15 protein-coding genes are annotated in these 13111 nt (G+C 70.3%); 8 read left to right on the top strand and 7 right to left on the bottom strand.

The window, feature by feature from the left end; genetic code table 11:
• Nucleotides 1-44: 44 nt before the first annotated feature.
• Complete coding sequence (locus OHA99_RS13055) at nt 45-422, top strand: WhiB family transcriptional regulator (RefSeq protein ID WP_003973931.1); 378 nt, start codon at nt 45-47, stop codon at nt 420-422.
• 195 nt (nt 423-617) lie between these two features.
• Here OHA99_RS13055 and glpX read toward each other — a convergent pair whose 3' ends face one another.
• The gene (glpX, locus tag OHA99_RS13050; protein ID WP_153178152.1) at nt 618-1649 is read right to left on the bottom strand and encodes a class II fructose-bisphosphatase; all 1032 of its coding nucleotides are present in this window, start codon (nt 1647-1649) and stop codon (nt 618-620) included.
• A gap of 126 nt (nt 1650-1775) precedes the next feature.
• On the opposite strand from glpX, the gene OHA99_RS13045 reads away from it, so the two are divergent.
• Complete coding sequence (locus tag OHA99_RS13045) at nt 1776-2312, top strand: DUF4245 domain-containing protein (RefSeq protein ID WP_153178151.1); 537 nt, start codon at nt 1776-1778, stop codon at nt 2310-2312.
• A gap of 126 nt (nt 2313-2438) precedes the next feature.
• On the opposite strand, the gene OHA99_RS13040 is transcribed toward OHA99_RS13045, so the two are convergent.
• Nucleotides 2439-3029: a malonic semialdehyde reductase gene (locus OHA99_RS13040; RefSeq protein WP_007387596.1), complete on the bottom strand. Its 591-nt coding sequence runs from the start codon at nt 3027-3029 to the stop codon at nt 2439-2441.
• 234 nt (nt 3030-3263) lie between these two features.
• Between OHA99_RS13040 and OHA99_RS13035 the strand changes: the two genes are divergently transcribed.
• Complete coding sequence (locus tag OHA99_RS13035; RefSeq protein ID WP_153178150.1) at nt 3264-3485, top strand: DUF4287 domain-containing protein; 222 nt, start codon at nt 3264-3266, stop codon at nt 3483-3485.
• A 122-nt stretch (nt 3486-3607) separates the two neighbouring features.
• Here the strand turns inward: OHA99_RS13035 and OHA99_RS13030 are convergent, their stop codons facing one another.
• The 3 genes from OHA99_RS13030 to OHA99_RS13020 form a co-directional block, all read right to left on the bottom strand.
• On the bottom strand, nt 3608-3859 hold the full coding sequence (locus OHA99_RS13030; RefSeq protein WP_153178149.1) for an exodeoxyribonuclease VII small subunit: 252 nt from the start codon (nt 3857-3859) through the stop codon (nt 3608-3610).
• A gap of 9 nt (nt 3860-3868) precedes the next feature.
• Nucleotides 3869-5077 carry an exodeoxyribonuclease VII large subunit gene (xseA, locus tag OHA99_RS13025; RefSeq protein WP_153178148.1) on the bottom strand — a complete coding sequence of 403 codons (1209 nt, stop codon included), beginning with the start codon at nt 5075-5077 and terminating at the stop codon, nt 3869-3871.
• 279 nt (nt 5078-5356) lie between these two features.
• Nucleotides 5357-6763 (bottom strand): APC family permease, encoded by a 1407-nt coding sequence (locus tag OHA99_RS13020; RefSeq protein ID WP_153178147.1) that lies wholly within the window; start codon nt 6761-6763, stop codon nt 5357-5359.
• A 104-nt stretch (nt 6764-6867) separates the two neighbouring features.
• Between OHA99_RS13020 and OHA99_RS13015 the strand changes: the two genes are divergently transcribed.
• Complete coding sequence (locus OHA99_RS13015) at nt 6868-7893, top strand: 4-hydroxy-3-methylbut-2-enyl diphosphate reductase (protein ID WP_405695836.1); 1026 nt, start codon at nt 6868-6870, stop codon at nt 7891-7893.
• Between the two features lie 29 nt (nt 7894-7922).
• Nucleotides 7923-8663, top strand: a complete 741-nt coding sequence (gene ppgK, locus OHA99_RS13010; protein ID WP_405695834.1) for a polyphosphate--glucose phosphotransferase — start codon at nt 7923-7925, stop codon at nt 8661-8663.
• A 121-nt stretch (nt 8664-8784) separates the two neighbouring features.
• Here the strand turns inward: ppgK and OHA99_RS13005 are convergent, their stop codons facing one another.
• Nucleotides 8785-9264 carry a DUF6542 domain-containing protein gene (locus tag OHA99_RS13005; protein ID WP_405695833.1) on the bottom strand — a complete coding sequence of 160 codons (480 nt, stop codon included), beginning with the start codon at nt 9262-9264 and terminating at the stop codon, nt 8785-8787.
• 308 nt (nt 9265-9572) lie between these two features.
• Between OHA99_RS13005 and ychF the strand changes: the two genes are divergently transcribed.
• From ychF to OHA99_RS12990, 3 genes are all read left to right on the top strand, one after another.
• On the top strand, nt 9573-10661 hold the full coding sequence (ychF, locus tag OHA99_RS13000; protein WP_153178143.1) for a redox-regulated ATPase YchF: 1089 nt from the start codon (nt 9573-9575) through the stop codon (nt 10659-10661).
• 280 nt (nt 10662-10941) lie between these two features.
• A complete protein-coding gene (locus OHA99_RS12995) occupies nt 10942-11226 on the top strand; it encodes a hypothetical protein (protein ID WP_028438980.1) in 285 nt (94 codons plus the stop codon).
• Complete coding sequence (locus tag OHA99_RS12990; protein WP_405695829.1) at nt 11208-11621, top strand: DNA-binding protein; 414 nt, start codon at nt 11208-11210, stop codon at nt 11619-11621. The genes OHA99_RS12995 and OHA99_RS12990 overlap by 19 nt, the downstream gene beginning before the upstream one ends.
• A 16-nt stretch (nt 11622-11637) precedes the next feature.
• Here the strand turns inward: OHA99_RS12990 and OHA99_RS12985 are convergent, their stop codons facing one another.
• Nucleotides 11638-13029, bottom strand: coding sequence for a hypothetical protein (locus tag OHA99_RS12985; RefSeq protein WP_405695828.1), 1392 nt, complete (start codon nt 13027-13029; stop codon nt 11638-11640).
• Between the last annotated feature and the right edge of the window lie 82 nt (nt 13030-13111).

The raw sequence follows: 13111 nt of genomic DNA, 5'->3' as shown, positions 1-13111 counted from the left end.
ACGCATCGTCTCTCGCTAGCGAAGCCGTCGTCAGGAGTAGACCCGTGCTGCAACCGCCGCATTCGTCCCTGCAGGTAGCTGCCGTTCCGGCCCAGCGGGTGCCCGTGCGGGACAGGGACCAAGACGCTCCCTGGCACACCGAGGCGGTGTGCCGGCGCGACGAGGCCGGACTGTTCTTCGCCCCCTCCAAGGAACCGACCGCCGCCCGGCTCTCCCGCGAAGAGGCCGCCAAGCGCGTCTGCGCGCGCTGCCCGGTCATGGTCGAGTGCCGCGAGCACGCCCTGCTCCAGCCCGAGCCGTACGGCGTCTGGGGCGGCCTCACCGCCGCCGAACGCCGCGTGGTCCTGGCCCGGCGCCGCCGCCGCGACGTGGAACTCAAGAACGCCGCCCGCACCACGGGCCGCATAGCCGCGGCCGGTTAAAACCCCGCCACCAGAAAGGGCACCCTCTCCGCACAGAGGGTGCCCTTCCAACGCCGGGGATCGCAGCCAACCCAGGGGCGCGGGGCTGTGTTCAATCTGCGCTCTGCCGCGTGGGCGCGACCAGCCACGACGGCGCCGCAGACGCCACGCGACAGGCACCCCCAACTCAATGGGCGCCCCGCACAACCGACGGAGTCACTTCGCCCGGTCGAAATCAATCGCGCTGTACGCCCGCAGCTTGCTCAGCCGGTGCTCGGAGTCGATCCGCCGTACCGTCCCCGACTTCGACCGCATCACGATCGAGTCGGTCGTAGCCGTCTCCGACCGGTACCGCACCCCCCGCAGCAGTTCCCCGTCGGTGATGCCGGTGGCGACGAAGAAGACGTTGTCCCCGGCGACCAGGTCGTCCGTGGTGAGCACCCGGTCCAGGTCGTGCCCGGCGTCCACGGCCCGCTGCCGCTCCTCGTCGTCCTTGGGCCACAGCTTGCCCTGGATGGTGCCGCCCAGGCACTTCACGGCGCAGGCCGAGATGATGCCCTCCGGCGTGCCCCCGATGCCGAGCAGCAGGTCGATGCCGGTGCCCTCGCGCAGGGCCAGGATGGAGCCGGCCACGTCGCCGTCGGAGATCAGCTTGATGCGGGCGCCGGTCTCCCGGACCTCCTTGATCAGCCCCTGGTGCCGGGGCCGGTCGAGGATGACGACGGTGACGTCCTCCGGCATGCGGCGCTTGGCCTTGGCGATCCGGCGGATGTTCACGGCGACGGGCGCGTTGATGTCGACGAAGTCGGCGGCCTCGGGGCCCGTGACCAGCTTGTCCATGTAGAAGACCGCGGACGGGTCGAACATGGAGCCGCGCTCGGCGGCGGCCAGCACGGCGATCGCGTTGGTCATGCCGTTGGCGGTCAGCGTGGTGCCGTCGATGGGGTCGACGGCGATGTCGACCTCCGCCCCGGTCCCGTCGCCGACCCGCTCCCCGTTGAAGAGCATCGGCGCCTCGTCCTTCTCGCCCTCGCCGATGACGACGACGCCGTTCATCGAGACGGTGTGGACGAGGGTGCGCATGGCGCGCACCGCGGCACCGTCGGCGCCGTTCTTGTCACCGCGCCCGACCCAGCGGCCGGCGGCCATCGCCGCGGCCTCGGTGACCCGCACGAGTTCCATGGCGAGGTTGCGGTCGGGAGCCTCCGAGGGGACGTCCAGCTCGGAGGGCAGATGATGCTCGGTCATCGGAACGCACCTTTCTGATACGACGACGGCCGGATGAGGGTGTGGCCACGACTCTATCGTCAGTCCGACAAAATGAGCAGGGGGCCCCACGTATGAGCACATGGGGGACCTGCGACGATAGGACGCGTGGCAGGTACGAACGGCAAGCAGAAGACGGCCCGGGACATGGTCCTCTCCCTGGGGGTCATCGTTCTCGCGGGACTGGTCATGTGGCTCTTCATCCCGCACGGTGACGACGACGGGCCCGACCTCAAGAGGGTCGACTACACGGTCGAGCTGACCACCGCGCGCCGCGCCGCGCCGTATCCGGTGGCGGCGCCCGAGGGGCTGGCCCAGGAGTGGAAGCCGACCTCCGTCCGCTACCGGGGCGCCGAGGACAACGCCTGGCACCTGGGCTACCACGCCCCCGACGGGGAGTACGTGGCGGTCGAGCAGTCGACGGGGAAGCCGGCCGAGTTCATCGAGGAAGCCAGCCAGGGCGCGCGGAAGACCGACACCACCGAGGAGATCGGCGGCCGGACGTGGACCCGCTACACGGGCGGGCGGTACGAGGCCCTGGTGCTGCGGGACACCGACGGCGTGAAGGGTGCGACGACGGTCGTGGCCGGCACGGGTTCGTTCGAGCAGCTGGGCAGGATGGCGGCGGCCCTGAAGCTGGCCTGACCCGGCGCCGTACCCGCACGGGCCCCCTTGAGCACGAGTGAACACGAGCCTCCTTGAGGGAGACCTCACGCACACGACGAAGCCCCCGGTGCACCACCGGGGGCTTCGTGACGTCGCGCGTCGGTTTCAGACGGTGGTGACGACCTCGTCGTAGGCCAGGCGCGGGGAGCGCGGGAACCAGGCGTCCGGGCCCGGGCGGCCGATGTTGACGACCATCAGCGGGGTGTGGTCGTCGTCCAGGAACTCCTTGCGCACGCCCTCGAAGTCCAGGCCGGTCATCGGCCCGGCGGCCAGACCCGCCGCGCGGACGCCGACGATGAAGTACGCGGCCTGAAGGGCGGCGTTCAGCGAGGCGGCACCCTCGCGCACCGGGCGCTCGCTGAAGAAGGCGTCCTTGACCTGGGGGGCGTGCGGGAAGAGCTGCGGCAGCTCCTCGTGGAACTCGTTGTCCGCCGCCAGGATCGCGACCAGCGGCGCGGTGGCCGTCTTGGGCCGGTTGCCCTCGCCCATGTGCCGGACGAGACGCTCGCGGGCCTCGGGGGAACGGACCAGCGTGATGCGCAGCGGCGACTGGTTGAAGGCGGTCGGGCCGTACTTGACCAGGTCGTAGATCGCCTGCACCTGCTCGTCGGTCACCGGCTCGTCGGTGAAGGTGTTCGCGGTGCGGGCCTCGCGGAACAGCAGGTCCTGGGCGGCGGGGTCAAGAACGAGAGACATACGTGATCTTCCTTGCGGGGTGCGTCGGCTCCGCGTGACGTGGGGACCGGAGCCGTTGACTGCGACGACACTACGGCAAAGAAGTTCAACCTTCAACCAAAACGGAGATGCGGTGATCCGCTTCACATGATCATCTCTGTTGTGGCGTGGATCACCATCACCGAGCGATCGTTTTCCCGGCCGCCGACGGTCCTATACGTCAGTGCACCGTCGCCGAACCCAGGGAGAACCGACATGAGCAGCAGCACCGTGAAGGGCCCCGCCTCCTACTTCCCGTCCATCGAGAAGAAGTACGGCCGCCCGGTCGCGGAGTGGAAGGACCTCATCCGGTCCTCGCCGCTCACCAAGCACATGGAACTGGTCACCTGGCTCAAGACCGAGCACGGCCTCGGCCACGGGCACGCCAACGCGCTCGTCGCCCACACCCTGGCCGAGGACACGGCGAAGGAGAGCTGAGGGAGGGCGGCCGGGAGGCCGACGGGGGCGACCGGGTCGCACGGGGGTCGACCGGGTCGCACGGAGGGCTGGAAGAGGGCTGGACGAGGGCTGGACGAGGGCTGGACGGGGCTGGACGAGGGCTAGGAGGCCGCGTCCTCGTCCTCCGTGCCCGCCTCCTCGGCCAGCGCCGCGTCCAGGCGGGCCCGGGCGCCGTCCAGCCGGCGGCGGCAGACCTTCGCCAGCTCCTCGCCCCGCTCCCACAGGGCGAGGGACTCCTCCAGCGTCGTACCGCCGGCCTCCAGCCGCCGGACGACCTCGATCAGCTCGTCCCGCGCCTGCTCGTACCCGAGCGCCTCGGACATCGCCGTCGGCTGCTCCACCTCGCTGGTCATCCACCCACCCTATGCGTCGACTCGTACGGAGAAATCGCCCTCGGACACCCGCGCCCGCAGGGTCTCGCCCGGCTCCACCTCGCCCGGGTCGCGGACCGCGTGGCCGTCGGCCCGCTGAAGCACGGCGTACCCGCGCTTGAGGGTCGCGGCGGGGGAGAGGGCCACCACGCGCGCGTGCGTGTGCGTCAACTCGGAGTCGGCCCGGTCGAGGTGGTGCCGCAGCGAGCGGCGGCCCCGGTCGAGGAGCGCCGTCACCTGCTCGGCCCGCTCCTCGATCATCCGGTGCGGATCCTGTATCGACGGCCGGGCCAGTGCGTGGGCCAGCCCCCGCTCCTCGCGGTCGACGAACGCCGCCACGCACCGCCGGGCCCGGTCACGCAGCAGCCGTACCCGCTCGTACTCCTCGCCGACGTCCGGCACCACCTTCTTGGCGGCGTCGGTCGGGGTGGAGGCGCGCAGGTCGGCGACCAGGTCCAGGAGCGGGCTGTCCGGCTCGTGCCCGATCGCCGAGACCACCGGCGTACGGCACTGGGCGACCGCCCGCACCAACTGCTCGTCGGAGAACGGCAGCAGGTCCTCCACACTGCCGCCACCGCGCGCCACGACGATCACATCGACGTCGTCGAGCGTGTCCAGCTCCTTCACGGCCTGCACCACCTGCGGCACGGCGTGCACGCCCTGCACCGGGACGTTGCGCACCTCGAAGCGGACGGCGGGCCAGCGGTGCCGGGCGTTCTCCAGGACGTCGCGCTCGGCCGCCGACGCCCGCCCGCACACCAGGCCGATCAGCTGCGGCAGGAAGGGCAGCGGCTTCTTCCGCTCCGCCGCGAACAGCCCCTCGCGCGCGAGTGCCTTCTTCAGCTGCTCCAGCCGGGCCAGCAGCTCCCCGACGCCCACCGGCTTGATCTCGGCGGCCCGCAGCGACAGCTGCCCGCGCGGCGCGTACCACTCCGGCTTCGCGTGCACGACCACCCGCGCACCCTCGCCGACCACGTCCGCCACGGCGTCGAACACCTGCCGGTAGCAGGTCACGCTCACGGAGATGTCGTACGACGGGTCGCGCAGCGTCAGGAACACCACACCGGCGCCCGGCCGCCGCGACAACTGGGTGATCTGTCCCTCGACCCACACCGCGCCGAGCCGGTCGATCCAGCCCCCGATCAGCCGGGACACCTCGCCCACGGGCAGCGGGCTTTCGGGAGTCGAGTTGGCAGCCATGCGCCCGAGCGTAACGGCCGGGTCCGACAATCCGGCCCTCCGAGCCCCCGGTCCCTCGTCACGCCCCGGCCGCGCCCGTGTCCCCGGCCATACCCCGCCCGCCCAGCCATGCCCGTCGCCCCCGCGTGCCCTGGCCGCCCCGGCACGCCGTCCTTCCCTCCCGCGCCTGTCGGTCCGAAGCCTGTTGGTCCCGTGCACCGTCGCCCCTGGGGTCCGCCCCGCCCGGCCCGCGTCAACGCGCGGCCTCGCCTCACCCCCTGCCGAGCCCGCGTCCCCGGCTCACCCCCCGGCCCTCTCCGCGTCCCTGCGTCCCCTCCACTGCGCCGCCAGCACCGCCAGGCCCACCGCCAGCCAGATCGCTCCGACCACCTGCGCGGTGCCCGACGCCTCCACGATCACCGCGACGGTGATCGCCGCGCCCAGCACCGGCACCAGCAGGTGCCGCACCCAGCGCACCGCGCCACCCCCGCCGCGCCGGACCACGAACCAGCCCACCACGCTCGCGTGCAGCAGCGTGAACGCGGTCAGCGCGCCGACGTCGACCACCGAGACCAGATGGTCGAGACCGTCGTCCCGGCGCGCCGCCCACACCGCCGCCGCCATCGTGATCACCGCCGACACCAGCAGCGCCACGCGCGGCACCCCGGAGTCCGTCCGCGACAGCGCACCCGGCAGCCGCCGGTCACGGCCCATCGCGAACAGCAGCCGCCCGGCCGCCGCCTGTCCGGCCAGCGCCGCGAACGCCGCGCCGATCGCCTTGCTCACCGCCACCAGGTCGTGCAGCCACGTGCCCACCGACGCGTCCACGGCGTCGTAGAACGCCGAACCCTGCCGCTCCGGTTCCGCCGCCAGCTGCGCCGACGACACCGGTTCGAGCAGCGCCACCAGGTACGTCTGCGCCACGAACAGAACACCGGCCAGCGCCAGGCAGAACAGCAGCGCCCGCGCGACCTTCGCCGAACCGCCGGTGACCTCCTCCGCGAAGGTGGCGATCGCGTCGAAGCCCAGGTACGAAAGGACCGCCACCGACACCGCGCCGACCACCGCCGACAGCGCGAACGCCCCCTGCGTGCCGTCCCCGGACAGCGGCGAGAGCCAGTCGCGCTCGGCCCCGTCCTGCGCCAGGACCACGATCGCCGTGATCACGAAGACGACGAGTACGACGATCTCCATGGCGAGCACCAGGAAGCCCACCCGGGCCGCCGTCCGCACGCCCCACAGGTTGAGCAGCGTCGTCACGACCACCGCGATCGCCGTCCACACCCACCGCGACACCTCCGGGACCAGCGCCTCCATCGCGATGCCGGAGAACAGGTACGCCACCGCCGGGATGAGGACGTAGTCCAGCATCGCCATCCACCCGGCGATGAAGCCGGCCCCGTTTCCGAGCCCCGCGCGCGCGTAGGCGAACACCGACCCCGCCTGGGGGACCACCCGCACCATCTGCGCGTAGCTGAATGCGGTGAACGCCATCGCGACCGTGGCGACGAGGTAGACCAGGGCCACCGCGCCGTGCGACTTGGCGTCCAGCGTGCCGAACACGCCGACCGGCGCCATGGGGGCGATGAACAGCAGGCCGTAGACCACCAGGTCCCTGAAGCCCAGACTGCGCCTCAGCTGCTGTTCCGCACCGGCCCCCGGGTCGGCCGTCGTACCGTTGTGTCCAGTCTGTCCGTTCTGTGACATCGTTCCTCCGCCGGCGCCTCGGACTTCGTCTCCAGACGTTCCCGCCAGTCTCCCCGGCACCGCCGCACCGCCGCGATCTTTGACCCGCCGAACGCGGCCTTACGATGGGTGCCATGACTGCTTCGCCTGGCCGCCGTGTCCTGCTCGCCGCCCCCCGTGGCTACTGCGCGGGTGTGGACCGCGCCGTGATCGCCGTCGAGAAAGCCCTGGAGCAGTACGGGGCTCCGGTGTACGTCCGGCACGAGATCGTCCACAACAAGTACGTCGTCCAGACCCTGGAGAAGAAGGGCGCGATCTTCGTCGAGCGGACGGAGGAGGTCCCCGAGGGGAACATCGTGATGTTCTCCGCGCACGGCGTGGCCCCCGTCGTCCACGAGGAGGCCGAGCGCGGCAAGCTGGCCACCATCGACGCCACCTGCCCGCTCGTCACCAAGGTCCACAAGGAAGCCGTCCGCTTCGCGAACGACGACTACGACATCCTGCTCATCGGCCACGAGGGCCACGAGGAGGTCATCGGCACCTCCGGCGAGGCCCCCGACCACATCCAGCTCGTCGACGGACCCGAGGACGCGGCGAAGGTCGAGGTCCGCGACCCGTCGAAGGTCGTCTGGCTCTCCCAGACCACCCTCTCCGTCGACGAGACCATGGAGACCGTCGACGCACTCAAGGACAAGTTCCCGCAGCTCATCTCCCCGCCGAGCGACGACATCTGCTACGCCACGCAGAACCGCCAGCTCGCGGTCAAGCAGATGGGCGCCGAGGCCGAGCTGGTGATCGTCGTAGGCTCCCGCAACTCCTCCAACTCCAAGCGCCTCGTCGAGGTCGCCATGCAGGCCGGCTCCCGCGCGGCGTACCTGGTGGACTTCGCCGACGAGATCGACGAGGCCTGGCTGGACGGCGTCACCACGGTCGGCGTCACCTCCGGCGCCTCCGTGCCGGACGTCCTGGTCGAGCAGGTCCTGGAGTGGCTCTCGCAGCGCGGCTTCGAGGACGTGGAGATCGTCAAGGCCGCCGAGGAGTCGATCACCTTCTCGCTGCCCAAGGAGCTGCGCCGCGACCTGCGCGAGGAGGCGGCGTCCCTGGTGGCGGAGCGGGGCGGCTCGGGGGCCGCGGGTACCGCGGGAGCGTGACTGTCAGTCGTCCGTCGTAACGTAGGGCCATGCAGATCTTCGGCGTGGACATCGGCGGATCCGGGATCAAGGGCGCCCCTGTGGACCTCGACAGGGGCGACCTGGCCCAGGAGCGCTGCAAGGTGCTGACCCCGCACCCGGCGACCCCGGACGGCGTGGCCGACGGGGTCAAGGAGGTCGTCGAGCACTTCGGCTGGACCGGCCCGGTCGGGCTCACGTTCCCGGGCGTGGTCACGGGCGGCGCGACGGTGCGCACCGCGGCCAACGTCGACAAGAGCTGGGTCGACACCGACGCGCGCGCCCTGTTCGGCGAGCGGCTGGGCGGACTGGACGTGACGGTCGTCAACGACGCGGACGCGGCGGGCGTCGCCGAGATGCACTTCGGGGCCGGCCGCGGCCGCAAGGGCACGGTCATCCTGCTCACCTTCGGCACCGGCATCGGCAGCGCCGTCTTCACCGACGGGATCCTGATCCCCAACACGGAGCTGGGCCACCTCGAGCTGGACGGCCACGACGCGGAGAAGCGCGCCTCCAGCAAGGTCAAGGACGACCACGACATGTCGTGGGAGCACTGGGCCCACCGGGTGCAGAAGTACCTCGCCCACGTCGAGATGCTGTTCTCGCCCGAGCTGTTCGTCATCGGCGGCGGGGTCAGCCGGAAGTCCCACAAGTTCCTGCCGCACATCAAGGGCATCCAGGCGGAGATCGTCCCCGCTCGGCTTCAGAACAACGCGGGCATCGTGGGGGCGGCGATGCGCGCGGCCGGCTGAGCGGAAGCCGGCCTGGCGGGGACCGGCTGAGCGGGGGTGGACCGCCGAGCCGGGATCGGCTGAGCGGGTGTGGACCGCCGAGCGGGACCGGTCACGTGGAGGCCGGTCATGTGGAGGCCGGTCAGGTCGAGGTCCGGTTCCGCGCCGCGGCCCGTCGCCGCACCAGCCGGATCCGGCGGACGATGACGGCCGACCCGGCGACCAGCGTCCCGCCGTACAGCCACCCCGCCTCGGTGGCCAGCGCGGTCACCAGCCCCATCAGCCGCCCGCCGAGACCGTCCCCGCTCTCGGCCACGGGCACCAGGCCCACGGCGAAGGCGATCGGCACGACCACGGGCGCGGTGAGCAGGTCGCCCCGGCGCACCCAGAGCGCGGTGAGCAGGCTCACCGGCACGAACAGCACCCCGTACACGGTCAGGGACGCGCCGAACAGCAGCTCGTCGAGGAAGCCCAGCAGGGTCATCACGGCCGCGCAGAACAGCCCGCTGCCCAGCCCCGTCAACCGCGGATTGGGCATCCCGCGCAGGGCGCGCACCGCCCGGGCCACCGGCGAACCCGGCGGACCGGGCGCGGGCCGTACCGGGGCCGGTCGCTGTCGCACCGGCCGGCCGACCCGCCCCGCCGGCGGCCGCGCGGCGGCGGCACCGCCCCGGCCCTGGGCGGGCAGCGGCGCCCCGTTTCGTCGCGGTCCGTACTGCGCAGGTCGCGTCCTGTATTGCTCCACTGGACCAACTTAGGTCGGTTTATGTGCCGAATAGGCCGACAGACACGCCGTCGGGTGCCCCTTGGCCAAGCGTTCGACTCCGAGCGGGTCCGCTGTGGCACACCCCGTAGACTGGTGGATCGGCCCACGCCTGGCCTGCCCCATCCCGCCCATCCCTCCGCATCTCACGTACGGGAAGTCGCAACGTGTCGCTCACGATCGGAATCGTCGGTCTGCCGAATGTCGGCAAGTCGACCCTGTTCAACGCCCTGACCAAGAACGACGTGCTCGCGGCCAACTACCCGTTCGCCACGATCGAGCCCAACGTCGGCGTGGTCGGGGTCCCCGACCCCCGCCTGACCAAGCTGGCCGAGATCTTCTCCTCCGAGAAGATCCTCCCGGCGACGGTCGACTTCGTCGACATCGCGGGCATCGTGCGCGGCGCGAGCGAGGGCGAGGGCCTGGGCAACAAGTTCCTCGCGAACATCCGCGAGTCCGACGCGATCTGCCAGGTCATCCGCGCCTTCAAGGACGAGAACGTCGTGCACGTCGACGGCAAGGTCTCGCCCAAGGACGACATCGAGACGATCAACACCGAGCTGATCCTCGCCGACCTCCAGACCATCGAGAAGGTCCTCCCGCGCCTCCAGAAGGAGTCGCGCATCAAGAAGGACGTGGCTCCCAAGGTCAAGGCGGTCGAGGAGGCCAAGGAGATCCTGGAGAAGGGCGACACCCTCTTCTCCCAGGGCATCCTCCAGGGCACCGAGCGCGCGGAACTCCTCCACGACCTCCACCTCCTCACGACGAAGCCCTTCCTCTACGTCTTCAACGTCGACGAGGACGAGCTGACCGACGACGACTTCAAGGACGAGCAGCGCGCCCTGGTCGCCCCCGCCGAGGCGATCTTCCTCAACGCCAAGCTGGAGGCCGACCTCGCCGAGCTGGACGAGGACGAGGCGCTCGAACTCCTCCAGTCCGTCGGCCAGGACGAGCCCGGCCTTGCCACCCTCGCCCACGTCGGCTTCCGCACCCTCGGCCTTCAGACCTACCTGACGGCCGGCCCCAAGGAATCCCGCGCCTGGACCATCAAGAAGGGCGCCACCGCCCCCGAGGCCGCCGGTGTCATCCACACCGACTTCCAGAAGGGCTTCATCAAGGCCGAGGTCATCTCCTTCGCCGACCTGGTCGAGACCGGCTCGGTCGCGGAGGCCCGCGCCAAGGGCAAGGCGCGCATGGAGGGCAAGGACTACGTGATGCAGGACGGGGACGTGGTGGAGTTCAGGTTCAACGTGTAACGGCTGACGTTCACCACGTCGCTGATCTGGCAAACGTGCAGGTCAGATGGGGTCCGACTCTTTGGAGTCGGGCCCTTGGTTTTTTCCCGTGCTGGGATGGTGCTGGGATAGCTGATCCCTCGTCACCTGTCGTCATCCCTGGTCATCCGTACTGTGCTGGGATCGTGTTGGGATGGGATAGGGATGCCCGTGCTGGGATTTGTGTGAGCGGGGCGCTGACCGAGCTGTGAAGGTAGTGCGGACGTGGCGCTTTTCCTACTCGTTTGACACAATCGGGGGCATGGCTGAGGCGACGTACAGCATCGGGGAAGGGCCAGCGACGCGGGTGAGCTTGTCGCTGCCGGAGGGGACCGCGGAGGCGATCCGGGCTCGGGTGGGCAAGCGGGAGTTCTCCGCGTTCATCGCCGAGGCGGTCGAGCGTGAGCTGCGCGGGCAGGTCCTGGACGAGTACCTGGCGGACTACGAGAGCCGCAAGGGGCCGGTCTCCGAGCCGGCTCGTCAGCGGGCGCGGCAGGTCTTCGACGAGGTGTTCGCCGAGGAGGCCGAGTGGCCCGCCGCAGGCTGAGTCACGAGGGGACGCTGATCCTCGACAGCGAGGGATTCTCGAAGCTGCTCACTGACGACGAGCAGGTGGTGGCTCTGATCGCTGAGGCCAGGTCGCGTGGCATGGAGGTCGTGATCAGTGCGCTCACCATCATCGAGGCCGTCCACGCCCGTACCAACAAGTCACGCCTGAACTGGGTGCTTTCCGGGCTGCGGGTCGTCCCGGTCGGTGACGAGGAGGCGAGGGCGGCCTCGAAGTTGCTGATGAATGCCGGGTTGCACGGACACAAGTACGCGATCGATGCGGCCGTCGCGGAGGCCGCGCTGCGACAGCACCGCCCCGTGGTCATGCTGACTTCCGATATTGACGACATGGCCAAGCTGTGCGGCGAGCGGGTCCGGCTCGTGGCGGTGTGATTTCCCTTGGTCCGGCTCAGTAGGAGCGGGGTCCGTAGGGGCTCCAGTGACCGAGGAAGGGCTTGAGGTCGTCGCCGCTGGGTTTCGGCGGCGTGGGCAGTTTCGGCGCTGAGGCCGATTTGGTGAGGTTTTGGAGGTGCGCGTCCGCGAACGCGAGCCACGCCTCGACCTCGGTCCGCTCCTGCCCGGGCGGAAGTGATGTGGCATGGACGCCTACAGCTGCGACGTATTCAGTCAGGCGCCTGGCCTGGTACCAGGTGTCTGCCTGTTCTCCGAGCTGTTTGACGCGGTAGGCGTGGGCGTAGGCGGCGTGGGCTTCCTGCATGGCGGCTTCCCAGCGCTTTTGCTGTACCTCTCTGGCTTGCTGGTCTGCAAGGCGTTTGCGTTCTGCGGCTTCGCCGCGGAGTCCGACCTCCTGCACGATCTCGGCGAGTTGTTCTTCCAGAGGCCGGTCGGGGAGATCTGCCCATTCGCTTGCACGGTGCGGGCTGCCGCCGCGGAGTATGAAGCGTAGGCGGCTGGAGGGGGTGTAGTCGAAGCGGGGGATACGCATCCATGAGTACTTCTTGGCGTCGGCGAGTTCCTTGTCTGTGGGGAAGTGTTCGCTGCGGTCCTGTTCTTGGAGGACGAGGAATCCGACACTTTCGCCTTGGGCGGTGATGGAGAAGTGCGGTGGTGCCTTGCGGCGCCGATGGGGCGGGGGCGCGCCTTGTGTGGTTCCGAGCGATGCCTTGTGGCCTTGGGCTGTGGTGGCGGCGATGAGGGTTTGGATGATGCGCAGGGCTCGGCCCTGGAGGGGTTTGGTCAGGCCCATGGGCTGCGGTTGCTTTTGGATGGCGGCCACGACGGCATGGGGTTTGGTGAGTCTGGCCGGCACAGGGAGCGGGGTGAGTTCCGCGAGGCGCCAGGCAGGGATGTCGACCAGCTTGATCTCGTAGCCGCGGTGGGTGCGGTATCCGTGGATTTCCTGCGTGTGGGGGATCTTGCCGGATTTGCGGGCGGCGGTGACCCGTGACGCCCAATTCACCGCGTGCGGGCCGGATTCGATGGGCTTGATGAGACAGCCGTCGTTCGCAACGGCCAGTTCATCGAGTAGCTGGTCCGCGTAGTTCGCAAGGGCCTTCGGCACGGCTCGGGGGCGCGGCGGTGCCGCATTTCGGGCGGGGCGGTCCGGCGGTCGGGTGCTCTGCTCCACGGGGCGGATGCCGCGTTCGATGAGATGCTGCCGCCCCTTCTCGGTGAGGTGGGCGCTCCAATGCCCGCGGCGTTTGGTGACTTTGATGAGCCCTCGGTTCTGCAGGGCTTGTCCGCTGGTCTTGTACGTGCTGTCTGGCCAGACTCCGTCGGGACACCCCTGGCCCACCCAGCCGAGCACGGCCTGCTGCCGCTTGTTGAGGGCCTGTTCCATGTAGCCTCCCGCCGTTCCCTGAATGCCCTGCACCCGGAGACGATGCCCGCTGCCCTTGCGGGAATTCTGGGCTACTGAAAGG

It is taken from the genome of Streptomyces coelicoflavus (assembly GCF_045041415.1).
In the GTDB taxonomy this organism is placed as follows: domain Bacteria; phylum Actinomycetota; class Actinomycetes; order Streptomycetales; family Streptomycetaceae; genus Streptomyces; species Streptomyces coelicoflavus.
The sequence above is the reverse complement of the archived record's forward strand: the minus strand, read 5'-3'. Positions and strand labels throughout refer to the sequence as shown.

Coding starts and splice junctions, on each gene's coding strand:
- xseA (WP_153178148.1), bottom strand. CDS start 5,077: ATGGCTGCCAACTCGACTCCCGAAAGCCCGCTGCCCGTGGGCGAGGTG.
- OHA99_RS13020 (WP_153178147.1), bottom strand. CDS start 6,763: ATGTCACAGAACGGACAGACTGGACACAACGGTACGACGGCCGACCCG.
- OHA99_RS13030 (WP_153178149.1), bottom strand. CDS start 3,859: ATGACCAGCGAGGTGGAGCAGCCGACGGCGATGTCCGAGGCGCTCGGG.
- OHA99_RS13035 (WP_153178150.1), top strand. CDS start 3,264: ATGAGCAGCAGCACCGTGAAGGGCCCCGCCTCCTACTTCCCGTCCATC.
- OHA99_RS13040 (WP_007387596.1), bottom strand. CDS start 3,029: ATGTCTCTCGTTCTTGACCCCGCCGCCCAGGACCTGCTGTTCCGCGAG.
- OHA99_RS13015 (WP_405695836.1), top strand. CDS start 6,868: ATGGGTGCCATGACTGCTTCGCCTGGCCGCCGTGTCCTGCTCGCCGCC.
- ppgK (WP_405695834.1), top strand. CDS start 7,923: ATGCAGATCTTCGGCGTGGACATCGGCGGATCCGGGATCAAGGGCGCC.
- glpX (WP_153178152.1), bottom strand. CDS start 1,649: ATGACCGAGCATCATCTGCCCTCCGAGCTGGACGTCCCCTCGGAGGCT.
- OHA99_RS12995 (WP_028438980.1), top strand. CDS start 10,942: ATGGCTGAGGCGACGTACAGCATCGGGGAAGGGCCAGCGACGCGGGTG.
- OHA99_RS12985 (WP_405695828.1), bottom strand. CDS start 13,029: ATGGAACAGGCCCTCAACAAGCGGCAGCAGGCCGTGCTCGGCTGGGTG.